This is a genomic window from Chryseobacterium salviniae (genome assembly GCF_035819015.1).
Lineage (GTDB): Bacteria > Bacteroidota > Bacteroidia > Flavobacteriales > Weeksellaceae > Chryseobacterium > Chryseobacterium salviniae.
The window spans coordinates 227,598-251,894 of sequence record NZ_JAYLAA010000012.1 but is presented as its reverse complement, the minus strand read 5'-3'; the positions used below and the strand labels follow the sequence as shown (position 1 = coordinate 251,894).

Annotated in this window: 20 protein-coding genes and 1 pseudogene; 12 read left to right on the top strand and 9 right to left on the bottom strand. The window is 38.6% G+C overall.

The features are described from left to right. Window positions 1-67: 67 nt before the first annotated feature. The gene (locus tag SOP96_RS03150) at window positions 68-829 is read right to left on the bottom strand and encodes a hypothetical protein (RefSeq protein ID WP_326319768.1); all 762 of its coding nucleotides are present in this window, start codon (window positions 827-829) and stop codon (window positions 68-70) included. A 131-nt stretch (window positions 830-960) separates the two neighbouring features. On the opposite strand from SOP96_RS03150, the gene hutH reads away from it, so the two are divergent. The 5 genes from hutH (at window position 961) to SOP96_RS03125 (ending at window position 5,624) form a co-directional block, all read left to right on the top strand. Then, window positions 961-2,448 carry a histidine ammonia-lyase gene (gene hutH / locus SOP96_RS03145; RefSeq protein WP_326319767.1) on the top strand — a complete coding sequence of 496 codons (1,488 nt, stop codon included), beginning with the start codon at window positions 961-963 and terminating at the stop codon, window positions 2,446-2,448. 4 nt (window positions 2,449-2,452) lie between these two features. Then, complete coding sequence (locus tag SOP96_RS03140; RefSeq protein WP_326319766.1) at window positions 2,453-2,938, top strand: DUF2059 domain-containing protein; 486 nt, start codon at window positions 2,453-2,455, stop codon at window positions 2,936-2,938. Window positions 2,939-2,996: 58 nt separating this feature from the next. After that, entirely contained in the window at window positions 2,997-3,443 is a 447-nt protein-coding gene (locus SOP96_RS03135) for a GNAT family N-acetyltransferase (protein WP_326319765.1), read from the top strand. Window positions 3,444-3,557: 114 nt separating this feature from the next. Continuing rightward, complete coding sequence (locus SOP96_RS03130) at window positions 3,558-5,054, top strand: S8 family peptidase (RefSeq protein ID WP_326319764.1); 1,497 nt, start codon at window positions 3,558-3,560, stop codon at window positions 5,052-5,054. A 297-nt stretch (window positions 5,055-5,351) separates the two neighbouring features. Then, entirely contained in the window at window positions 5,352-5,624 is a 273-nt protein-coding gene (locus SOP96_RS03125) for a cystatin family protein (protein WP_326319763.1), read from the top strand. A gap of 63 nt (window positions 5,625-5,687) precedes the next feature. Here the strand turns inward: SOP96_RS03125 and ygiD are convergent, their stop codons facing one another. After that, entirely contained in the window at window positions 5,688-6,515 is an 828-nt protein-coding gene (gene ygiD / locus SOP96_RS03120; protein ID WP_326319780.1) for a 4,5-DOPA-extradiol-dioxygenase, read from the bottom strand. Window positions 6,516-6,720: 205 nt separating this feature from the next. Further along, entirely contained in the window at window positions 6,721-7,233 is a 513-nt protein-coding gene (locus tag SOP96_RS03115) for a YceI family protein (protein ID WP_326319762.1), read from the bottom strand. Between the two features lie 250 nt (window positions 7,234-7,483). Here SOP96_RS03115 and SOP96_RS03110 point away from each other — a divergent pair, with 250 nt between their 5' ends. The 3 genes from SOP96_RS03110 (at window position 7,484) to SOP96_RS03100 (ending at window position 11,814) form a co-directional block, all read left to right on the top strand. Continuing rightward, window positions 7,484-9,625, top strand: coding sequence for a S9 family peptidase (locus SOP96_RS03110; RefSeq protein ID WP_326319761.1), 2,142 nt, complete (start codon window positions 7,484-7,486; stop codon window positions 9,623-9,625). 13 nt (window positions 9,626-9,638) lie between these two features. Beyond that, window positions 9,639-10,715 (top strand): acyltransferase family protein, encoded by a 1,077-nt coding sequence (locus SOP96_RS03105; RefSeq protein ID WP_326319760.1) that lies wholly within the window; start codon window positions 9,639-9,641, stop codon window positions 10,713-10,715. Between the two features lie 79 nt (window positions 10,716-10,794). Continuing rightward, a complete protein-coding gene (locus SOP96_RS03100; RefSeq protein WP_326319759.1) occupies window positions 10,795-11,814 on the top strand; it encodes an LLM class flavin-dependent oxidoreductase in 1,020 nt (339 codons plus the stop codon). Window positions 11,815-12,025: 211 nt separating this feature from the next. On the opposite strand, the gene SOP96_RS03095 is transcribed toward SOP96_RS03100, so the two are convergent. From SOP96_RS03095 to SOP96_RS03085, 3 genes are read right to left on the bottom strand one after another with little or no spacing between them, the layout of a single operon-like run. Further along, window positions 12,026-12,472, bottom strand: coding sequence for a PH domain-containing protein (locus tag SOP96_RS03095; protein ID WP_326319758.1), 447 nt, complete (start codon window positions 12,470-12,472; stop codon window positions 12,026-12,028). A 22-nt stretch (window positions 12,473-12,494) separates the two neighbouring features. After that, complete coding sequence (locus tag SOP96_RS03090) at window positions 12,495-15,530, bottom strand: SMC family ATPase (protein WP_326319757.1); 3,036 nt, start codon at window positions 15,528-15,530, stop codon at window positions 12,495-12,497. Between the two features lie 3 nt (window positions 15,531-15,533). Beyond that, window positions 15,534-16,739: a metallophosphoesterase family protein gene (locus tag SOP96_RS03085; RefSeq protein WP_326319756.1), complete on the bottom strand. Its 1,206-nt coding sequence runs from the start codon at window positions 16,737-16,739 to the stop codon at window positions 15,534-15,536. Between the two features lie 84 nt (window positions 16,740-16,823). Between SOP96_RS03085 and SOP96_RS03080 the strand changes: the two genes are divergently transcribed. From SOP96_RS03080 to SOP96_RS03070, 3 genes and pseudogenes are all read left to right on the top strand, one after another. After that, on the top strand, window positions 16,824-17,678 hold the full coding sequence (locus SOP96_RS03080) for a hypothetical protein (RefSeq protein WP_326319755.1): 855 nt from the start codon (window positions 16,824-16,826) through the stop codon (window positions 17,676-17,678). A 100-nt stretch (window positions 17,679-17,778) separates the two neighbouring features. Then, window positions 17,779-17,949 (top strand): annotated as a pseudogene (locus tag SOP96_RS03075) (VF530 family DNA-binding protein); the annotation flags it as partial. Between the two features lie 184 nt (window positions 17,950-18,133). Next, window positions 18,134-18,634: an FKBP-type peptidyl-prolyl cis-trans isomerase gene (locus tag SOP96_RS03070; RefSeq protein WP_326319754.1), complete on the top strand. Its 501-nt coding sequence runs from the start codon at window positions 18,134-18,136 to the stop codon at window positions 18,632-18,634. A 75-nt stretch (window positions 18,635-18,709) separates the two neighbouring features. Here SOP96_RS03070 and SOP96_RS03065 read toward each other — a convergent pair whose 3' ends face one another. Then, window positions 18,710-19,087, bottom strand: a complete 378-nt coding sequence (locus SOP96_RS03065; RefSeq protein WP_326319753.1) for a YchJ family protein — start codon at window positions 19,085-19,087, stop codon at window positions 18,710-18,712. Between the two features lie 226 nt (window positions 19,088-19,313). Continuing rightward, window positions 19,314-21,455, bottom strand: a complete 2,142-nt coding sequence (locus SOP96_RS03060) for a M3 family metallopeptidase (RefSeq protein WP_326319752.1) — start codon at window positions 21,453-21,455, stop codon at window positions 19,314-19,316. A gap of 148 nt (window positions 21,456-21,603) precedes the next feature. On the opposite strand from SOP96_RS03060, the gene SOP96_RS03055 reads away from it, so the two are divergent. Beyond that, the gene (locus SOP96_RS03055) at window positions 21,604-22,422 is read left to right on the top strand and encodes a head GIN domain-containing protein (protein ID WP_326319751.1); all 819 of its coding nucleotides are present in this window, start codon (window positions 21,604-21,606) and stop codon (window positions 22,420-22,422) included. On the opposite strand, the gene SOP96_RS03050 is transcribed toward SOP96_RS03055, so the two are convergent. Further along, window positions 22,423-24,297, bottom strand: coding sequence for a monovalent cation:proton antiporter-2 (CPA2) family protein (locus tag SOP96_RS03050; RefSeq protein ID WP_326319750.1), 1,875 nt, complete (start codon window positions 24,295-24,297; stop codon window positions 22,423-22,425).

Genomic DNA, 24,297 nt, shown 5'->3' with positions numbered 1-24,297 from the left:
ATTACAAATATTTGAAAAAAAAATGCTGCCCGTAATTCAGACAGCATTTGTAATATTTAATATATTTTTATCCGTTGCTCATTGACGTATATTCATTCACCAAAAAGCTGAAATAATCCCATTCTACGGAATTTTTCGGATATTTTTTCATGAATTCCGCATTGTCTCCGAAAAGAAAATCATAGTTCTCTTCAAAGTCATCCTTATGTAGCCACAATACTTTATCGCCCTTTTTTACATAAAAAGATTTGATAACACCACCTCCCAGCTGAGGCCCGTACCCAAATGAAACACCACCCGTTTCTTTCGCCCTGGGATCGTGATAAACAGAAATAATATCATCAAATCCCGGATTGATTACCTGCATCAGGAATTCTTTATCGTCTTTTTTATTTTTTAATGAAACCGTCTGGTTCACGAAATAGATTCTGTCGCTGTTGGTGGTTTTGGTAAGCTTTCGGGTGCTGTAATTCCTGATATTTCCCATGTATTTGGTAACCTTTGCGATTTTCTCTGCATTGCTTGGGTAAATGTACATTTCAGCGATATGATCAGCATCGAAAGTTTCTGTCTTTTTTGTGATGCTGTCTTTCAGCGAAACTTGAAAAATTTGTCCTTTTTTGGAGTCTGTTTTGCTGCAGAAACCTTTGTGAACACTTCCGTCTTTTAAAATAACAGTTGAAGTTTTCTTAGGCGATGGCATGTTAAAACCTTCATTGAAAAGGTATTGTTCCATCTTTTTAATTTCTTCTTTGGCGTATTTCACTTTCTGAGCGAATGAAGCTGTACTTACTAAAACAAATGCAAGCATCAATGTTTTGAATTTCATAAGGATATTAATTTTTTAATTCGGCGGTAAAAATAGGAAATTAATCTGCTCGTTTTCAGAAAATTTTCATCAGGTAAAATAAGCTTTCCCAGTTATGGTTAAATGTGTAATTTTAAGACAAAATTTAGAGAATGATATACGGCGTAGATATTTTAAGTTTTCATGATGTCCTGGAGATCTGTAAAACTCCCAATAAAGCTAAACTTAATAAAGCAGCAAAAGAGCAAATTTTAAAATCGCAGAAAAATGTTCGGAAAATTGTAGAGTCAGACCGTTGTGTCTATGGAATCAATACAGGCTTCGGACCCCTTTGCGATACGAAAATTTCAGCGGATGAAACGGCGCTTTTACAATATAATCTTATTATTTCCCATGCGGTAGGGGTGGGAAAACCCATTGATAAAGAACTTTCAAAAATCATGATGATTGCTAAAGTTCATGCTTTGTCTAAAGGATTTTCGGGAGTTTCTTTAGAAGTGATTGAGAGAATGATCCTGATGCTGGAAAAAGATATCATCCCGGTCGTTCCCGAGCAGGGATCTGTTGGCGCTTCCGGCGATCTTGCTCCGCTTGCCCATTTGGTATTACCGCTTTTGGGATTAGGAAAAGTATGGGTTGGAGACGAAATTTTTCCTACCGCAGAAATTTTAGAGAAAAACAATCTTTTGCCATTATCGCTGGGTCCGAAGGAAGGGTTGGGACTGATTAACGGAACCCAGTTTATCTTAGCACACGCCATAAAAGGATTAGAAAAATTCGAATATTTACTGGATCTTGCTGATATGACGGCAGCCATGAGCCTTGAAGCGTACAGAGGTTCTGCAAGTCCTTTCAAGAAAGAGCTCCATGAGATCAGACCTTTTGAAGGCAGCAAAAAAGTAGCCGCAAGAATGCTGAAGTTTTTAAAAGGTTCAGAAAACCTCCAGGCTCACGAAGATTGCGAACGTGTTCAGGATCCATATTCTATGCGATGTGTTCCTCAGGTTCACGGGGCAAGCAGAAATGCTTTCGAACACCTGAAAATGATGGCTGAAACAGAATTGAATTCCGTAACGGATAACCCGATTGTTTTAAGTGCTGAAGAATCAATCTCAGGAGGCAATTTCCACGGTCAGCTGATGGCGTTGCCACTGGATTACGCTACTTTAGCGGCCGCTGAACTGGGAAATATTTCCGATAGAAGAAGTTATTTATTGCTGGAAGGAAAATATGGCTTACCAAGATTATTAACCGAAAGTTCGGGGCTAAACTCCGGATTTATGATCCCGCAATACACCTCAGCAGCTTTGGTGACGGAGAATAAAACATTATGCTTCCCGGCTTCTGCAGATTCCATTCCTACCAGTCTCGGACAGGAAGACCATGTTTCCATGGGAAGTATTTCGGGAAGGAAGTTTAATCAGGTTCTGGGGAATCTGGTGAATATTTTAGCTGTTGAATTGATGTTTGCCGCACAGGGCTTAGAATTCAGGAGACCGGCAAAATGTTCTAAGATTATTGAAGAAAACTTCGCTATTCTACGATCAAAAGTTACGAAACTGGAAGATGACCGATTGATTGGTGAAGATATGCTTGCGATCGCAGAATTGATTAATGAAAGGAAATTCGTTGTAAATTAATAATATGATAAAAAAGATAGCTGTTCTTTTTGTGCTGTTATGCATGACATTTTCATATGCTCAGACAAAGCAGGAGAAAATCAAAGAATTAATTTCTCTGAGTGGGGCTTTTCCTATTTCTAAGAGAATTCCAAAAGAGGTGATTGCTACTTATAAGAAAAAGTATGATAATGTCCCTGAATCTGAATGGACCGCTCTCGAACAGAAAATTACTATTGACGAACTTATAAACAATGTGATTGACATATATGCGAGCAGATTTACAGAACCTGAGGTTGATGAGTTACTTGTTTTCTACAAGTCAGATCTAGGAAGAAAAATGATTCGTCATTCACAGGATATGGTACACGAAATTCAGACAGCATCAGGTAACTGGGCAATGAAAGTTACTGAAATAATTAATAACGATCTCGTGAAGAAGGGGTATTTAACTTCTCCACCTCCTCCTGTATCGGATGGTCCGCCACCTCCAATGATGCCTAAAAAATAATAGTCCAAAAGCTCCGGACGAAGGAGCTTTTGGCTTTTAAACCAATAAAAATTTAGTTATGAAAATTCAGAGAACCGATTCTTCCGGCAAAGATTTTCGGGATTTGGTACAACTTTTAGATGCTGATCTGGCAATCCGAAATGGTGAAGACCAGTCATTTTATAATCAGTTTAATAATATTGACATGATTAAAAATTGCATCGTGGTTTACGTTGATGAAACTCCGGCGGCATGTGGTGCTTTCAAAAAGTTTGAAGATGATACGGTAGAAATCAAAAGGATGTACACCCATCCTGATTTCAGAAAGAGAGGTTTAGCAACTGCTATTGTAAAAGAACTTGAAAAATGGGCAAAAGAGTTACACTATAAAAAAGCGGTACTGGAAACTTCACTGGAACAGAACGAGGCTCTTTCCGTTTATGAGAAAAGCGGCTATATCAGAATTCCCAATTACGGGCAATACATCGGGATTGAAAAAAGCGTCTGCTACGAGAAAACCTTATAATTTTCAATAAATATTATTTTCAGCATAATAAAAATACGGAAAAAATTAATCTTTAAGGTTCTGTAATTCAATGTAAAGTGATATCTTGGTTTACCAATCAAAATATTATTTTATATGAAGAAAAATGTATTTTTAGTACTCATGCTGTTTTTTGTTTTTACAGCATGTAACAGAGATGATCTGCAGAATACCCCTGCGGATATGGAAATCACTCAGAAAGATCCGCTTTCTGCAAAACAGATTAATGAAAAAATTAATGAAACCATCAGAACCAAAGGCAGGTTTTCATGGAAAGAATCTTCCGATCATTTTGTATGGAGTGCTATTTTTCAGGGAAATAAAATTGCATCCATAGGATTTGGTTCATCTTTTGACAGAAGTCAGACTCCGGACAGCAAATCTATTGAAGCGGATATTTTAAAAGTGATTGAACAGTATGAAGGAAAAAGCGACAGGATTGTATTGTCTTCCGATCCGTACCTCAATCAGATGGATGTTGCCATCGAAAAGCAGGAGACGGTTATTGCTTTGCGCAAAATGAAAAATATCCGCTATGTAGAACCTGCCGACTACTGCTATTTTGAAAATGAAAGAAAACTGAACGGAACTGCCAAATCCAGCAGCTCGTCATCAGGATGCGGATTCGAGTCCACTGCTTTGAGCGCATCAGATTACACAACCGTAACTCCCAATGCCAAAGCTCCGTGGTCTTTCGCCAAACACAATATTATCAATGCATGGAGTTACAGCACCGGAGCAGGAATTACCATCGGCGTGATCGACAGCGGTGTTTCTTCTGAACAGTCACTGTTAGGCTCCAGCTTCAATAACGGATTGTCTTCAGGCAGAACTATCAGCAAAAACGGGGTGTATGTAGATTCCATATGGCCGTGGAGCACAGGATACGACGGCTCAGCAGATCAATGCGGACACGGAACCAGTATGGCTTCTGCAATGGCTGCCCCCCGAAATAATATGGGACAACCAGTAGGTGTCGCTTACAACGCTAATCTGGTAACATACAGAGCCGCTTCCAATGTCGTTCTGGATGGTTATCATGAACAAAATGGAGTGAAAATCGCCTTCACAGAATTAGGAAATAATAACAGTGTAAAAATTATATCCATGTCGATGGGCCATATTTTCTCAGTCGGAAAAATTGAAGACGGCGTGAAATATGCCTATTCAAAAGGGAAATTAATTTTCTGTGCAGGCGGAACTTCTACCAGCTTCACCAATTTTGTAGGTGTTATTTTCCCGGCATGGATGGCTGAAACGCAAGCCGTAACGGGAGTAAAAGAAAATACATCCAATCAGAAATGTGATGTCTGCCACTCCGGTGCCGAGATTGATTTTACGTACCAAATGGAAAGAGCTTCGGGAAACAGTATTCCGGTGATGAGTTATTATAACGGACAAACTGATTATGTGGGCGGCTCTTCAGTAGCGACTGCTTCTACCGCAGGAATTGCCGCTTTGGTATGGTCTAAAAATCTTTCATGGACGAGAGATCAGGTACTGAACAAAATGCGGCAGTCTGCCACCTATTATCCTACACCGAATTCTGATTACGGATATGGTAATATCAATGTTTTACAGGCGGTACAGTAATTCATCATAGAAAAATGAAAATAGAGACAGCGATAATTATTGCTGTCTTTTTGATTTTTGCAATTGGCAATTAAGTAATTATACGTAATGTAAAATTGAGTATATCTACTCTATCATTTATCTGTTTTCTGGAGTAGCTTTGTCATGTGATCACAACAAAACATTTCGGACTTTACATTGAATAATTTTACAATTATTTGTATTGAGAGAAATTAAAACTAAAACTATGGAGCCAGAAACCATTCAAACGGGGCGTATCCGAAAGGCCTTACGAGTAGGAAAACAAAAATATTAATCATGACAGAACAACAAGAAACATTAGTAGGAGGATGGACAGCATTTCACCCTCTAACTCCGGAAGATCAACAAGTATTTGACGAAGCAATGAGAGGATTTGTAGGTGTACAATACAAACCTTACGAAGTATCAACACAAGTGGTAAACGGAACAAACTACCGTTTCAAGTGCGACGCTTCAATGCCACCTGCAGAGGTTATGTGGCAGGCAATTGTGGAAATCTACCAGCCGACTAATGGTCAGCCACACGTTGTTGGTATCACAAGAATCTAAACAACTTTACGCATATCCTAAGATCGGGGGATTTTTATCCCTCGATTTTTTTATGTTCAGAAATCAGCCAATTCTTACGCTTGTCATGCTAAGCGAACCGCCAATCAGTTCATCATTGAATAAAGACAGTTCATCAGATGAGGTTCTTAATCCCAGGGTATAAATTAAAGGAAGATAATGATCAGGAGTCGGAACAGCGTACTGTAATGAAATTCCCTGTTGGCTATAATCAATAATATTTTTAAAATTCCCGTCCAAAAGCCAGTTGTTGGTTTTTTCCCGTGCTTCAATCGCCCAGTCCCATCCCGCTCCAACGGTATTGATATTTCTCCAGTCGATAAGCCTTAAATTATGAATGATATTTCCGCTGCCGATAATTAATATTCCTTTTTCACGAAGTTTATTCAGCTTTTTAGCTAAATCAAAATGGTATTGCGGAGGTTTTGAATAATCAATGCTCATCTGGATTACCGGAATATCCGCTTTGGGATACATGTGTTTAAGGACAGACCATGCGCCGTGATCCAGTCCCCAGTTGTGGTCTTCTTCAACAAGAACAGGTTTCAAAAGTTCAGCCGTCTCTTTTGCCATTTCAGGAGCTCCCGGAGCAGGATACTGTACATTGAACAAAGCCTGTGGGAAACCACCAAAATCATGAATGGTTCTCGGCATCGACATGGCGGTCACTTTAGTTCCGTTGGTGAACCAGTGTGCCGAAATGCATAAAATAGCATTCGGTTTCGGAATCTCAGCAGCGGCCTTACGGAATCCCTGTACAAACTGATTTTCTTCGATAGCATTCATCGGAGAGCCGTGTCCGAGAAATAATACCGGCATTTTTTCGGTATTGTTGAAATGGTCGCTTATGTTTTGGAGATCGTTGAGGTTCATTTTTATTTTATATTTCATTAAAAAGGTTCAAGGCTTTTGATCCCTGAACCTTTTATGTTTAATTGTATTTTGTTATGGAACAGGATTGGCATCCTGTTCTGAAATAAGTCGTCTCTTCGGGGCTCGTCTGTTTTTTTAAATCGGATTAGCATCCGATTCTGTTCTAGGTCGTCCCTTCGGGACTCCCAAAAGCCCTGTAGCATTATTATGCCTGTTTTACAAACTGTAATTCACCGGCGATTTTTACTTCTTCACTTACCATTACGCCTCCTGCTTCAAGAGCAGCGTTCCAGTTCAGTCCGAAATCTTTTCTGTTGATTTTTCCTTCAAAAGAAAAACCTGCTTTTGTATTTCCCCAAGGATCTACATTGATTCCGTTGAAATCAACATCCAATGTTACGGGTTTTGTAATTCCGTTGATGGTAAGATTTCCTGTTACTTCATTGTTCAGAGCTGAAGATTCAAAAGTAATCGTAGGATTTGCTTCTGTGTTGAAGAATTCGGCAGATCTTAGGTGGTTGTCTCTGTCTGTGTTATGGGTAGAGATAGAAGCTGTCTGAATGGTTGCAGTCGTTTTAGCGTTGGCGAAACTATCGTCTTCAGCATCGATTTCCGCAGTGAAATCGGTGAAGTTTCCTTTGATGTTGGAAATCATCATGTGTTTTACTTTAAAAGTAAGTTCGCTATGTGCCGGGTCTAATGTCCATTTTGTTGCCATTGTTTTGTAATTTTGATTGTTATTAATGATGCAAATTTAGATCAGAAACAGGTTTGTTTCATTGACGTAGGATAAGAAATGATTTATTTAAATTTTAATTAAAAATTTTCACTTATTCCATAATTCCATAACAAGAAGGTAGGGAATATTTAGCCATAAATACCACAATTCCTTAAGTAGTGTTTTATTTTAACATTTTCTTAACGGTTCGTATTTATTTCTTATTTTTGGAGGATTCAAATTTTTACAAATGAAATTATATAAATTTTCTTTACTGATGCTTCTTCTGGGGAATTCTGCATTTGCCCAGACTCAGAAATTTACGATGGCAGAGGCTGTGAATGGGTTGAGAAGTAATCTTGCAGTGAAAAATATTTCCCAGTTTTCATGGTCTGCAGATGGAAAATCCTACATTCAGGCTGTGAAAGGAGGTTACCTTATTACGGACCTGAAAACCAATAAGCAGGATACACTGGTTTCTGTAACACAGCTCAACAGAAGTCTTTCGGAAAATAAATTAAAAGCCGTACCGCAGATTAAATTCATCAGCAATTCCAGAGGGTATTTTAATACTGCCGGAAAGATGACGTGGATTGAGAAATCCGGAAGCGACTGGAAAATAAAAGATCAGATCGAAATGGATCAGAATGCTTCTGATTTTAAGATTTTTGGAGATAACCAGACGTTCGCCTTTACGGTAAAGAATAATTTATTTGTCAATAAAAATGGTAAAACCATCGCCGTTACCAATGATACGGATGAAAATATCCTGAACGGAGCATCCAATGTTCACCGCAATGAATTCGGGATTGATACAGGGATTTTTCCGGCACCAAATTCCGAAAGTGTAGCTTTTTACCGAATGGATCAGACCATGGTTGCAGATTACCCGATCATTGACTGGTCTGTAACACCCGCAGTGAATCACAATATCAAGTACCCGATGGCAGGACAGACTTCTCATCAGGTGATGTTGGGTGTGTTTAATATTAAAAATCAATCAACCACATTTTTAAAAATTGAAGGCGAAAAAGACCAGTATTTAACGGCAGTTACCTGGAGCCCGGATTCGAAATATATTTTTGTTGGGGTACTGAACAGAGGGCAGAACCATCTGAAGCTGAACCAGTATGATGCTGCAATAGGAAATTTTGTGAAAACATTATTTGAAGAAACCAGCGATAAATACGTAGAACCTCAGCATCCGCTTACCTTCTTCCCGAATTCCAATACAGATTTCATCTGGCAGAGCCAGAGAACAGGTTATAACCATTTATTTCATTACAGCCTGGAAAAAGGGTTAATTGCACAGATTACCAAAGGAGACTGGCTCGTTACCGATATTTTAGGCTTTAATGAAAAGAAAAAAGAAATTTATTTTACTTCCACGAAAGAAACTCCGCTGGAGAAGCATTTGTACAGAATAAATTGGACCAATTTCAAAATGCAGCGACTGGATAATGCAGACGGCGTTCACACGGGAATTTTGAGCACTGACGGAAACCATTTGTACGATATGTACAGCAATGCAACAACTCCGAGGGTAGCGAATATCATCAATACCAGCAACCTGAAATCAAATACGATTTTAACGGCAGAAAACCCGCTGAAAAATTACCAGCGACCGGAAATTAAAAACGTAACATTAAAAGCTGACGACGGCACCCCGTTATATGGAAAGATCATTCTTCCGACCAATTTTGATGCCTCTAAAAAATACCCGGTAATCGTGTATTTGTACAATGGCCCGCACTTGCAGTTAATTACCAATTCTTTCCCGGCATCCGGAAATCTGTGGTACGAATATATGGCCCAGAACGGATACATCATCTTTACAATGGATGGAAGAGGCTCCGCAAACAGAGGATTGAAATTCGAGCAGGCGGTTTTCAGAAATTTGGGAACTACCGAAATGAATGACCAGATGAAAGGCGTAGATTACCTGAAATCATTACCGTATGTTGATTCTGAAAGAATGGGAATTCACGGATGGAGCTTCGGAGGATTTATGACTACGAGCTTTATGCTTCGTCATCCTGAAGTCTTTAAAGTGGGCGTTGCGGGCGGCCCGGTGATCGACTGGAGCATGTACGAGATCATGTACGGAGAAAGATATATGGATACGCCGCAGGAAAATCCGCAGGGTTATGCAAAATCCAATCTTCTGGATAAAGTTCAGAATCTGAAAGGTAAATTATTAATGATTCATGGAGCGCAGGACGATGTGGTGGTTTGGCAGCATTCGGTTAAGTTTATCAAATCTGCTGTTGATAACGGGGTACAGGTAGATTATTTTGTGTATCCGGGACATCCGCACAATGTAATTGGAAAAGACAGGGTTCACCTTATGCAGAAAGTAACAGATTATTTCGATTTATATCTGAAAAAATAATTCCTGCCTTAGAATGAATTTTATACAAAAAGACAGAGTACACTTTCATACGTTTGATTCGTTGAGGTTTCTGTCTTTTTTGTTGGTTTTTCTGCACCATTCACCGGTTTCAAAAGACAGTTTTCTTTATATTTTTGCTAAAGAAGGAGGAATTGGTGTTTCTTTTTTCTTTGTATTGAGCGGCTTTTTAATTACTTACATTCTCATCATTGAAAAAATAAACGCTCCGGTAAAAATTGACCTGAAAAAGTTTTTTGCCAGAAGAATATTAAGAATATGGCCTTTGTATTATGCAATGGTTGTATTGGCCTTCTGCACACCTTTTGTCCTTGATTTTTTTCATATTTCCTATTCCGATGAAGGATATGAACCCAACTGGTTTTTGACATTTACCTTCCTGGAAAATTACAAGCAGATGTGGATGGGTACATTTCCCAATGTTTCACCGTTAAACGTTATCTGGTCGCTCTGTATTGAAGAACACTTCTATATCTTCTGGGGACTTGCTTTCTACTGGATGTCATTAAAAAACATTCCAAAACTGCTCTTAGGATGTATCATTTTCTCATTTGTGATGCAGGCAGCGTATCAACATTATGGGATCATTACACTGGATCTTTTTACCAACATTCATTACTTTGCGTTTGGTGGAATTCCGGCTTATATTTTTGTTTTCAGAAAAGATATTATTAAAAAGCTGGAACAGATTCCTGCGGTTTATAAGTACTTCTACGCTTTATTCGTTCTGATAATAATTGTTTTGATGGGCAACACCCGAATTATCTCCGATCCTAAAATCACCTCATTTCTGTTAAGTATTTTGTTTTCAGGATTGATATTATCTACGCTTGGAACGCACAATGTTTTTAAAATTTCCGATAAAAGCATTCTCGCAAAGCTGGGAAAATACACCTACGGGCTCTATTTGCTTCATCCCATTTTCATCATGCTGTTTGTGAAAATCGGAAACCGGTTTGAATGGAATTGGATCGTAATTGTTCTCTACTCATTTATTTCTTCGGTCATCTTTGCTATATTATCTTATCATCTTTTCGAAAAACAGTTTCTGAAACTTAAAAGCAGGCTGTAGATTCGGCAATTCGTTTCTTATCAAAGATCAATGTACCTGGTTTTTGGATAAAGTACCTTTGTATCATAAAATCAACAATATGGAATTAGGTATCGGAATGTTTGGCGATCTATCAATGGATCAGTCAACCGGAAAATATAAAGATGCGGGAATTAAAATCCGTGAAATAATTGATCAGGTAAAACTTATGGACGAGGTAGGAATTGATGTTTTTGCCATGGGAGAACATCACCGTCCCGATTATGCGGTTTCATCTCCGGAAATCGTTCTGGCCGCTGCTGCAAGTGTTACCAACAATATAAAGCTTGCAAGCGGGGTAACGGTTTTGAGTTCTTCCGAACCCGTAAAAGTATATGAAGATTTTGCAACACTTGATCTGATCTCAGACGGAAGGGCAGAAATTTTCGTGGGCCGGGGAAGTTTCATTGAATCTTTTCCGCTTTATGGATATTCTTTGAATGATTATGAAGAGCTTTTCGATGAAAAACTGGAGCTGCTGTTAAAGATCAATTCAGAAGAAAACGTTACATGGTCTGGAAAACTTCGTGCGCCGATGAAGAATCAGACGGTTTACCCAAGAGCTAAAAATGGCGGAAAACTGCCGATCTGGAGAGCCGTTGGCGGAACACCAAAATCTGTCTTAAACGCTGCAAAATTAGGGATGCCTTTAGTAGTGGCGATTATTGGCGGAATGCCGATACAGTTTAAAAATTTAATAGATTTTTACAAGCAGGAATACCTTAAAGCCGGACATCCGGAATCGGAAATGCAGATTGCCATTCACTCGCATACTTTTGTAAGTGAAGATCCGAAAGTGATTGACGGATATTTCCACAATTATAAATCACAGATGGACAGAATCGGGTCATCAAGAGGTTGGGCTCCCTACACCAAAATGCAGTATGAGGGCGGAAGAAGCGAAGATGGTGCATTGTTTATCGGAAATGCCAATGAAGTTGCCGACAAAATTGCTTATATGAAAGAGATTTTCGGGATTACAAGATTCATAGGGCATATGGATGTGGGTGCTCCGGAAAATGCCATCATGAGAACATCCATCGAATTATTCGGTGAAAAAGTAGGACCGCAGGTAAAATAATGAGCGCTCGTTAAATTTTATTCAATAAATTTCTATAGCGTTTCTTAATTTTCTAAATTAAAATAAACTCTGTTTATTCTTAGATTTAATAGTAAGAATTTCAGCTTAAGCTTTTTAAGCTAAAAAAACTTAATGTCTTAACGGTAAAAATAAATTCCAAATTTAGAAAGACTCCAAAAATTCCGCTGAAAAAAGTCAGCGGAATTTTATTTTATACGGAAGGATCAAACTTTACTTTGTATTCATTCAGAAGTTTGGCAAGCGCTGTTGCGGACATTCCGTACGTGTCAGGAAAACCGCCCTGTCGACGTTTCAGCTTTTCTCCGGCGAGATTTTTATTAAGGTCAAAAACGACAAGCTTATTGAAAGCTACCCATTTTGTTTTAAAAGAATTCACCGCCTGCCAAGGAATAAAGGTTGTCCTGAAAAGATTTTTCATCTCAATTCCCTTATCATCAATTTTCAGATAGGAGGAACCGGGTATCAGGTTGAGAAGAAAAACGGTAAAACAGAGACCGAAAAATACAATGTTCAGAATCGCAATAAGCATATTCCTGTCCAGCAGGGAAATTCCTAAAGCAACAAATCCGATACTGATTACCAGTAAAATAGAACTTTTTACTTTTCCGGGTTTTAGTATAAGTGGTAGATTTTGCATGATTCAACTACAGTTAATAAAGTTATATGATTTCAATCTGGCTGCCTTTTTCTTCATCCTTGATGATGTTAAGCGATACAGGAATTTTTTCCTTCAGCTCTTCCACATGGGAAATGATACCCACAATCCTGTTTTCTTTCTGAAGATTCACAAGCGTTTCAAAAACAATATTCACAGATTCCATATCCTGAGTTCCGAAACCTTCATCAATAAAAAAGAAGTTTTTTTCTGCCTTTGCATTGCTCTGAACGCTTTCTGCCAAAGCCAAAGCCAGACTCAGGGAAACCTGGAAAGCCTGGCCGCCGGAAAGAGTTTTCACGCTTCTGCTGCGGCCTTCGTTGAGGTAATCGATGATTTCAAATTCATTATTATCGTTAAGCTGCAGACTCAGCTGATTTCTTGTCATCCTGTGAAAACGTACATTCGCATGGTCACAAAGCTGCCGCAGGTAAATGGAAGAAACATACTGCACAAATCCGGCCCCTTTAAAAAGATTGGTCATGGTTTTAAGATTTTCCGCCCGTTTCTGAAGCTGTGATAAATGTTTTAAAAGATCTTCTTTTTTCTTAAACTCTTCTTCCAGCCGTTCAATTTCCGATGTGATTTTTACAACAGTATCATTGGCTGTTTTTACTTCAGTTTCAAGAGAGGCAAAAAGGCTTTCAACTGCAGAAAATTCTTCCCGGTCAAAGGTAAAATCTTTTAATTTCTGCTCCAGTTCAGAGATGCTGTTTTTCAACGTTTGAAACTTAATTTTAAATTCCTGAATAAGATCTTTTGCTTCCTGAACATCAATTTCCTCTTCCAGAATTCCAAGTACTTTTTGCTCGTCAGATTGCTGCTCGGCTAATGCTTTTTCAATTAAAAGCTTGTTGTCTGTGATTTCCTTTTCAAGCTCGGAAATTCGTTTTTCCAGTTGGCTGAAAATGGCTTTTTGTTCTGCCAGTTTGGGTGAAATTTCCTTTTCTTCTTTAATTAATTGCTGGTAATTCTGCTCTGTTTCACGGTTGGATTCTGAAAGTTTATTAAATATTTCTTCTATTTCCAAAACAGATTTTTCAGCATAATTTTTCCATTCAAGGATTTTAAGGTTAGCTTCATTGGTTTTGATCTGCTCTTCTTTTTTTGCTTCCTCCAGCCTGAATTTTTCGAGGGCTTTGTTGTAGCTGTCGAGGTTGCTTCTTTCTTTTTCAAGATTTTTCTGTTCTGCGGCGATCTGCACGTTCAGTTCTTCAATTTGCTTTTCGATAGTGAAAGAATGTTGTCTTTTTTGTTGAAAATCAGTTTCATCATTAGCATTAAATTCTTTCCAGATAAAATTTTTAAGATGATTTTCGATCTCAATCTGAATTTGTTTTAGCTGCTCCTCTTCATATTTATGCTGTGCTTCAAAGATTTTTTTGCGTTCAAGAATTTTTTCCGCTTCTGATATTTGTCTCTGAATATGTTCTTTCCGAAGATCAAGCTGATCGATTTGCTGCCGAATTTCATGTAATTCTGAGGTTACGTCATGATATTCCACCATATTCGGATGCTCCAGGGCACCGCAGAGCGGACAGGCCTCTCCCTCATGCAGTTCGCTGGCAAAATGTGAAAGTTTCTGCTGAACTTCCAGCTGATTCCGTTTGTCGGAAAGGAGTTTTTTCTGATTTTCCAGTTCTTGAATCTGAATCCTGAAATCATCTTTAAAGGTTTCAGAATTGATTTTCAAAAGCTCAAGCTCTTCAGAAATGGCAACCATTTCATTTTTTTTAGCATCAGTTTTTTTATTCTGGCTGTTCAGGTTTTCATTTAATTTTTTGTGTTCCAGAAACCAGTTTCCTACGTTCATAAGTAATCCCGGATCAATTTTTCCGGGCTTCAGCTGTTCCGATTTTTTAGAAAGAGTATCAATATTCTCTTGGATTTTTTTCAAAAAATCTTCCACTTCTTTTACTTTTTGTGAACCGTTTTCGGTCCTATCCTTAAGGATTTTAATTTCTTCGGAAACTTTTATCATCTGTAAAATCAGTCCTAAATCAATTTCCTGCATTTTCGATTGATGCAAAACTTCATACTGAGGCTGTATGGCGGCAAGTCTGTTTTTTAGGTTTTCAAACTGAAGTTCAGTGGCCTTTACAATAATCAGTTGTTGTTCCCTGAGCCGGATTTGCGCCTCAATCTCTTTAGCAAGCTTGTTTTTTTCAGAAAATAAAGGTTTGAAAATTCGGGAGATCCGGTCGTAACGTTCCGTTTTTATTTCCAGAATATCAACATGTTCTTTTTGTTCGGAAAGCTTTTGAAAATGAGCTTTCTTCTCTTCCATTACTTCAAAGTCTTCTTTTAAACTCTTCAGCCTGGAATAAATATTTTCCGTCTCCCTGAAATTTTTCAGGATTTCTTCGAATTTCTTCTGTTCTAATGCAAGGTTTTCCTTCATTGATGAAATCCGTTCTTCATATATCTCTTCAAACCCTTTCAGCTGCCCTTCAAGCTGATCCAGTTCTGAACGGGTTTTAGCATTGATCAGCGAAACATTGTTCTGAAGATCATAGCGCTGAAGCCCAAAAATCTCTTTCATCATATTCGTGCGGTCGGCAGCCCCGAGTTCCAGGAATTCTTTAAACTGTCCCTGCGGAATGATGATGGTCCGTTTAAAATTGGCATAGCTTAATCCTACAATCTGCTCTGCATTCGAATGATCAAGCGGAATCCAGTTTTCGTTTTTCCATTCATAAAATGTGACTGACGGCGTTTTTACATCTTCGAAGTTTTTAGAATTTCTCTTGAATTCTCGTGTTGCACGGTATTTTTTATTTTCAGAATTGATAAAATCAAACTCAATATAAGATCGATTTGATTTCAGGTTCATCATATTATAAGCACGTCGGTCTTTTGCGTTGAGTCTTTCGGTTTCGCCATAAAGTGCAAAGGAGATCGCTTCTAAAATGGAAGATTTCCCTGAACCTACGGCTCCGAAAATTCCGAAAAGCACTGCTTCCGTAAGATGTTCAAAATCTATTTTCTGACGTTCCTGATAAGAATAAATGCCTTCTAAAGTAAGCTGAATCGGAATCATAAATTACGGATTAAGAATTTCGTTAAACAGATTGATGAGTTCCTGGTTGGCTTCCTGTCCACCATTTTTGGATTTAAAATAATCTCTGAACAAAGACTGGATATCCTGATTAAGGTTGATATCCCGAAGCTGGTTTTCTTTTAATTCCTGATCTTTAACTTTGGGAATGAGATGGACAATCCCGTTGTGTGACTGGTACAAGCGTTTTCTTTCATCAGCTTTCAGGAAGGTTTCGCTTTCCAGAGTCAGTTCTACAAAAGTATTCTGATTGGCGTTCAGCCATTCCACTGTTTTCTCGATACAGTCAAAGCTTTTCCTTTCGAGGCATTTGCCGTTTCTGACCGGAATTTTTTCAAACTGAACCGTTTTGCCTGGCTCAGCTTCAATAATAGCGATATATTTGGTTTGTCCTGCTTCACTGAAACTGTAGCAAAGGGGAGAAGATGAATACACAACCGGTTTTTCATCGGTTCCGATATTCTGAAAGCGGTGAAGATGTCCCAGTGCGGTATATTGAATCTGAGAAGGAATGCTGTCTGAGAAGACGAGGTCTGCATTTCCTATTTTAAGAGGTTTTTCGCCTTCGGGTTCATCGAGAAGAGGAGATCCTTTTTTGTTCATGTACAAATGGGCCATCAACAGGTTTACTCCTTTTTCATCACAAAACTCATCTGCATTTTTCTGCCAGTGCTCTGCAAGAACTTTATTGAGTTCTGCTTCTTTTTGTTCGCCGAAATATTGTTTCAGCCTGATTTCGTTGGCATAAGGCGTGTGAAGAATTCTTACGGGAAAATCATAATTTTTGAAAGTAATTTCAATAAATCCTTCCGCAGATTTTGAAATTTTGAAATGTTCCAGTTCAAAAGGAGTGATGATGGCTTTAGGATGGCCGATGAGGATAATCCCGCATTCACGGGCCAGAGGATCGGGCGCATCAATAAGATTTGGGGAATCGTGGTTTCCGGAAATAGCAATGACCGGCCGTTTCCCGTTTAATGATAATCTTTTTAATGTTTTATAAAATAACTGAACGGCTTCAACACCCGGGTTGAAATTATCAAATAAATCTCCGGCAATAAGAACAAGATCGATATTGTTTTCATTGGCCACCTGTATCATTTCCTCCAATACCAAAACCTGCTCTTCCAGCCTTGAAAAGCGGTCGAGACGTTTACCCAAATGCCAGTCGGCAGTATGCAGAATTTTCATAATGTAAATGTAAAAAAGATAAATGAGAACTAAGAATGATGGTACTCAACATTATTATCCCTATTTTTGAAAAAACTAACTAACATGAAACAAATTCTGACAGTACTTGCTGTATTGTTCATTTTTCCTGCAGCAGGGCAAAATCCTGATAAGCTTTCCAAAGAAATCAGCGAAGAAGGAATTGCCTTGTATCAAAGCGAAATGACCAGCTGGAACGGCACTGATATTTTTATTGAGCATTATAAAAACAGGGATAATATTGGCGGATACTTCTCCTATCTTGACGAAGGCACCCCCAAATGTATTTTTTTCTCTAAAAGCCAAAAAGTGATTGGTACCATCTGCTTTCCGGCCAACTACAATCCTAAAGACGCAAAACTTGACCTTGTCGAAAGAGATTTTACCCCTAAAGAAACCGAATATTTTACAATAAGGCAAAACGCTTTAAAAAGAATGCAGAATGATTCGATCTTTAAAATTTATAAAGATACCAACCTTAATATCATTCCGCTGATCAGAAATAAAATCAAAAAAGTATATGTTTTGACAGCTGCTTCTACCGGAAATACCGTTATATTTGGGAATGATTATCTTATCACTTTCGATAATAAAGATCAGGTTAAACATGTTGAAAAACTTCACAACAGTATGATTGTCCAAAAGATTAATGATGAAACAATCGGCCATACGGTAAGCGGAATGCACAGCCATGTTATTGAAAACTGGCAGACGATTACTCCCACAGATATCTGTACCCTCATGCTGTATCAGAAATTTACAGGCTGGGAAAATTACACGACTATTTCTAAAAAATTTGTCAGCATCTGGAATTCCGATAATAATCTGGTGATTATGAAAACTGAAGATTTTAAAGGCATGACAGAAAACATTCTTAAAAATAAAAAACCTAAACCGGAGCCGGAAAAGAAAGAAAAGTAAATAATAGTTCTACTAAACACAAATTTCAGAATTAAATTCAGAAAAATCTTATTTTGGGATTGCTGGTGATCGATTACCAAATTATTTCTACTTTTACACCATGGAACAGCAATCTAAAGATCCCCTTCACGGCAAACGGCTTGATGCCATTCTTGAAGAGCTGGTAGAATATTACAACGGCTTTGAAAGGCTGAGCGAGCAGATCAGCATTAAATGTTTTACCGATAACCCGAGCATCAGCTCCTCACTGAAGTTCCTCAGGAAAACTTCCTAGGCAAGAGCAAAAGTAGAAAGCCTCTATCTCTTTGTGCTGAGAGAGAAAAAAAGAAAGGAAACGAGAGGGCAGAAGTAGAATGTGAAGGATGCTTCTTTACCCGTTATTCTTCGCCCAATGATTCCAAAAACAGTATATTTGTAACGTTAATCGTGAAAATTCACGAAAAAAAGAAAAAAATATGACAATCGAAAACAATCATGTTGTAGCTGTAAGTTACATCCTTCACACCATCGAAGAAGACGGGAGTAAAACTCTTGTAGAAGAGACCACAGCAGAAAATCCACTAACGTTTTTGTACGGTGTTGGAATGATGATTCCAAAATTTGAGCAGAATATTTTGGGATTACAGGCTGGAGATAAAGCATCATTTGTAATTCAGCCGGAAGAAGCTTACGGTGAAAGACAGCCGGATGCCATTGCACAGTTGCCGATCGATATGTTCCAGGAATCCGGAACTCCGCCGGTTGGAGCAATTTTACCATTATCCGATAACCAGGGGAATAATTTCCAGGCGTTTGTAATAGAAGTAACCCCTGAAATGGTAGTAGCGGATCTAAATCACCCGATGGCCGGAAAAGTTTTAGATTTCCAGGTAGAAGTTTTGAATACGCGTCCTGCAACAGAGGAAGAGCTGGCTCACGGTCACGCTCATGGAGTTGACGGAAACGAAGCTCACTAATATAAAATGTCCGATTTTTTTTTCGGACATTTTTTTTATATTTTATCTAAAGTCTTAATTCTGATTAAAGTTTCTTTACTCTAAAAATTCACCGCTCACATAATACCAACGGTTCTGAATCATCTTAAAAGTTGATAATTCATGATGAATCTGCGGTTCGTTATTCTCATCAGTATAGAAAGCTTTAAACTCTATTTTACTTAAAGAAGGCTTATTTACAATTTCCAGCTTCGTCCAGGTATTACGCTCTCCCCATTCCTGTAAATCTTTTTTACTATGATACTTTCTTTTGCTGGGAAGGGTAGTTTCCATTAAATAATTACCATTCGGAATGGCAAAAGCTGAAAATCTTGACCGCATCAAAGCTTCCGCTGTCGGAGTAAATTTTTCTCTTGTGTGGTAAGGCTTACAGCATGCTTCATAGGTTTTTCCGGAACAGCAGGGACAGTTCATTTCTTTATTTATTTGAACACAAAATTACAAGAATATTTCACCAATACACAACGTTTATATCAATAGAGGCGGGCTTTAGCCCGGCTTAAAAATAATCAGTTCACTAGGCTTTAGCCCAAACTTATAATTCCTACAGAACAGGCAGATGTATAAAGAAGTTACTTTATAATTTTTCACAGTCTTTAAAAATAAAAAAAGCATCCAGAAAATGGATGCTTTAAAAAGTTTATTTAATAAATCCTCTGTTTCTCAATAAAGGTTTGATATCCGGATCATGGCCCGTAAAATCTCTGAATGCCTGATTCAGGTCAACCGAATTTCCTACTGAAAGAATATACTTTCTGAAACGGTCACCATTTTCCCGGGTCAGTCCGCCGTTATTTTTAATCCATTCCCACGCGTCATTATCTAGTGTTTCAGACCAAAGGTAAGCATAATATCCGGCCGAATAACCGCCACCCCAGATGTGTGCAAAATATGGCGTATGGTATCTTGGAGGAACTGTTGATAAAGTAAAGCCATGCTTTGCTAAAGACTGCTTTTCAAAATCTAAAACAGGAATTAACTCACTTTCATTAGTTACGGTGTGCCAATCCATATCCAGTGCGGCAGCAGATACCAGTTCTGTAGTCATATAACCCTGGTTAAAAGTAGCCGCTTTCTTGATTTTATCAACTAAAGCCTGCGGAATCGGCTGTTTGGTATCGTAATGAATCGCATAATTTTTCAAAACCACAGGATCCAGCGCCCAGTGTTCGTTGATTTGCGAAGGGAACTCCACAAAATCTCTCGGTACATTGGTTCCTGAAAGAGATGGGTATTTTTGGCTGGCAAACATTCCGTGGATGGAGTGCCCGAATTCATGGAAAATCGTTGAAACATCATCAAAACTGATTAATGAAGGTTTTCCAGGGGCTGGCTTCTGGTAATTGTAGCAGTTCACAATCACAGGTTTCGTGCCCAGTAAATAAGACTGCTCAACAAAATTGCTCATCCATGCGCCGCCATTTTTAGAATCCCTTGTGTAGAAATCAAGATAGTAGATCGCAATAGATTTACCGTCATGATCAAAAACTTCATACGTTACGACATCGGGATGGTAAACCGGAAGATCAGTTCTCTTTTTGAAACTCAGTCCGTAGAATTTCTCAGCAGCGAAGAAAACTCCTTTTTCCAGAACGGTCGTGATCTCGAAATAAGGCTTGATTTCACTTTCGTCCAGATCAAATTTAGCTTTTCTCACCTGTTCTGCATAGAAGTTCCAGTCCCACGGTTCTACTTCAAATCCTCCGTTTTGCTGATTAATAAGATCCTGGATATCTTTCGCCTCATGTTTTGCAGTTTCTACAGCAGGAGTGGCAATCTGGTTCATTAATTTCGTGGCAGCTTCGGGAGTTTTTGCCATCTGATCCTGAAGTTTCCATTCAGCAAAACTTTTTTTACCTAAAATCTGTGCTTTTTTCAGCCTTAATTTAGCAAGTTTCTCAATCGTTTCACGGGTATCGTTGGCATCTCCTTTTTCAGCTCTCGTCCATGATGCTTTGAACAATTTTTCTCTTGTCGCTCTGTTTTTCAGGTTTTGAAGAAGAGGCTGCTGGGTTGTGTTCTGTAAAGCCAAAAGATACTGGCCTTCTTTCCCTGCATTTTTGGCATCGGTGGCGGCAGCTGCAATTTCATCGGAAGAAAGCCCGTCAAGTTCTTTTGCGTCTGTAAAGAAAACGCCGCCCTGCTTTCTCGCTTCCAGTAATTTATTAGAAAACTGGGTAGACAAAGAAGCCAATTCCTGATTGATTTGCTTTAATTTTTCCTTATCCGCTGCGGAAAGATTGGCTCCTGCAATTTCAAAGTTTTGTTTATAATATTGTAAAAGTCTTTTGCTCTCGGAGTCAAGTCCGTTTTCCGAAATGGCTTTTATTCTTTTATAAAGATTTTCATTCAGATACATTTTATCGGAATGTGCCGCAAAGATCGGTGCATATTCTTCATCCAGAGCCTGTAAGGTAGGGTTGGTGTTGGCACTGGTAAGATTTGAAAAAACGATAAGGGCTCTTTTCAAAATTTCGCCGCTTTTTTCCAAAGCTACCAATGTGTTTTCAAAAGTTGGAGCTTCAGGATTATTGGCGATCTTCAGAATTTCAGCATCATGCTGCTTCAATCCGAAATCAAATGCCGGTTTAAAATGTTCATCTTTAATTTTGTCAAATTCCGGTGCCTCGTACTGAAGTTTGCTTTTCTTCATAAAAGGGTTCGACGACAGAGAAGCGTCCGGTGTGGGAACTTCCTTTTGAGTTTCAGTGCTTTTCATTGTGGTACAGGATTGATTAAATGCTAACGCAGAAATTAATAATACTGATGAAATCTTCTTCATAAATGATTTGTTAATAATGCCTAAAGATATTAAATCTTACATTAAAAATATAATGTGAATTAAGTACAGTTCAGTTATATTTAAAACAGATGTAATATTTTTTATAAATTAGGTGTCTCTAAATAAGGTAATCATAAAACCATTGAATATGAAATCAACAAAACTTATTATCTTTTCGACATTCGTAGTATTGGCATCATGTGATGGCAGGAAAGAAAAGAATCACAATACCGAGGAAGGCGACTGGGTAGAAAAAGTGGTAAATACCGATCACGGACCGGTAAGAGAAAAACAGGTAACAGGTAATTTTGACGAGATTGAAGTTTCTCAGGCAATAGAAGCTGAAATTATAAAATCGGATGTAGAAAAAGTAGTGATTTCGGCTCCGGAAAATATTATTGATGACGTATTGGTTGATATCAGCGGCGGCGAACTCCACATTCATTATAAAAAAGGGATCCGGGTAATGAATAACCATAATGTTACCGCAAAAATTTATGCTAAAGATTTTACGAAATTAGAAGCCAATTCTGCAGCCGGTATCGCTGTTAAAGATAAATTCGTTCAGGAAAAAACAAGTATTGACGTTTCCAGCGCAGGATCTGTAAGCGGAAATCTTGAGGCGAATGATTTTGATATTTCTGCCGGAAGCAGCAGCAGTTTCTCTGGAAAAATATGGGCGGTAGATCTTGATATTGATGCCTCTTCAGGAGCAAGCATGGATCTTTCGGGGAAAGCTAAAAATGCAGAAGTTTCATCATCATCCGGAAGCAGTATTTCTGCCAAGAATCTTGTTGCAGATAATCTGAAAGCTGAAGCCTCAAGCGGAGCAAGTATTGAGATCAGCGCAGCAAAATCAATTCATGCCGAAGCTTCTTCAGGAGGAAGTGTAGATGTTTCTAAAAAAGGAAATATCAATTCCGTAACGAAACAGGAAAGCAGTGGTGGAAGCGTAAGCATTTATTAATTATTTATCATTTCCCTCTTCATCATTTGAAGAATCTTCCCACTGATTATTTGTAAAATTAAGATTGTCATAAGCCAGTAACTCCTCCTCTCGCTGGAGGAGTTCTTTCGTGGTGAAAAGATGGATCTCATCATCTTCCTCGGCCTTGGCAAGTTTTCTGATGGATTCTTTATCAATGGCCATAAATCTCTGTCCGAGACGTCTTGCCGCATATTTCCGCATTCCTGTTTCATGAAGTACGTCAACCGCCATGTCAACCGCTGTACCGAGGGTTTCACGGTAAATATTATTAATTCCGTTATTTAAAAAATCGTAGGCATCAATCCTGTTTTTAGCCCTAACGAATATTTTCACATGAGGATAATTTTCCCGCACTATTTCTGCGACAAACTTATTGTCATCCGGATCATCCAGGCAAAGGACAAGGATTTTGGCATCTTCAATTCCGGCAGCGCGTAACGTAGGAATTTTCGTGGCATCGCCGTAATATACCTTAAAACCGTAGCTCCTTAATAATTTCACACGGTCAGAATCCCTGTCTAAAACCGTGGCAGAAATTTTATTAGCTTTCAAAAGCCTTCCCACCGTACTTCCAAAATGCCCAAATCCTACAATAATAATTTTCTTTTGATGGCGATCGCCTTCCAGAATATTAAAATCATTATCGGAATCCGGAACCTCTTTGATAAAACGCGGCGTAATCAGTTTATCATTAATAATCAAAAGAAACGGAGTGATACACATGGTAATTGCTGTAACAGCCATCATTTGCGCATTAAGTTCTGGGCCGAAAAGGTAAAGGTTGGAAGCATAGTTGATAAGCACAAATGCAAATTCCCCTACCTGAGAAAGTGCAAATGCATAAAACAGGCTTTGAGGCGTATCGATTTTGAAGAATCTCCCGATTGAAAAGAGTACGACAAACTTAATGATCAGCACCGCAAAAACAGTAGTAAAAATGAAAAGCGGATCATCCTGAATAACATTAAAATTCATTGTTGAACCTACACTCACAAAAAAAACGGCGAGCAGTAACCCTTTAAACGGATCAATATGCGCTTCAAGCTCGTGCCGGAATTCACTGTTGGCAAGCATTACGCCTGCAAGAAAAGCGCCCAAAGCTGGCGACAATCCTATGGCAACCATTAATTCTGAAACTCCGATCACCAGAAATAGGGAAGATGCCGTTAATAATTCCGTCATGCCTGATTTTGAAACATATCTTAAAAATGGAACGAAGACGTATCTTCCGAGTAAAATCAATATCACAACGCCTAAAATTACAGTGGCAAACTGCATCCACTCCGGGAGGGTCTGAATGAGTACCTGAATTTCATTATCCTGATGTCTAGCCTTGTAATGAGCGATCAGCGGCAATATCGCCAAAATAGGAATTACCGCAATATCCTGAAATAAAAGCGTGGAAAATGAAGCTTCCCCTGCCATTGTTTTTAAGTTGTTTTTTTCCTGTAAAGTCTGTAAAACAATGGCCGTAGATGAGAGCGCAAAACACATGGCAATGGCAATCGATTTGTCTAAAGGCCATCCCACCAATATAAAAACCAGAAAAAGCAATGAAATGGTAAGAAGCATCTGAGTAAGCCCCAATCCGATAATTTTCTTCCGCATGTCCCAAAACTTTCTTGGCTCAAGTTCTAATCCAACCAGAAAAAGCAACATCACCACGCCAAACTCACTGGCATGCATGATGTCATCCACATCTCTTCCGGTGAGCTTCAATACATAAGGACCGATAATTATTCCGCCTGCAATATATCCGATTACAGAACTTAGTCCGAATTTCCTTGCCAGCGGAACCATAATGATGGCAACGCCCAGAAATAAAAGGGTATTCATGGCTAAGCTTGTCTCCAT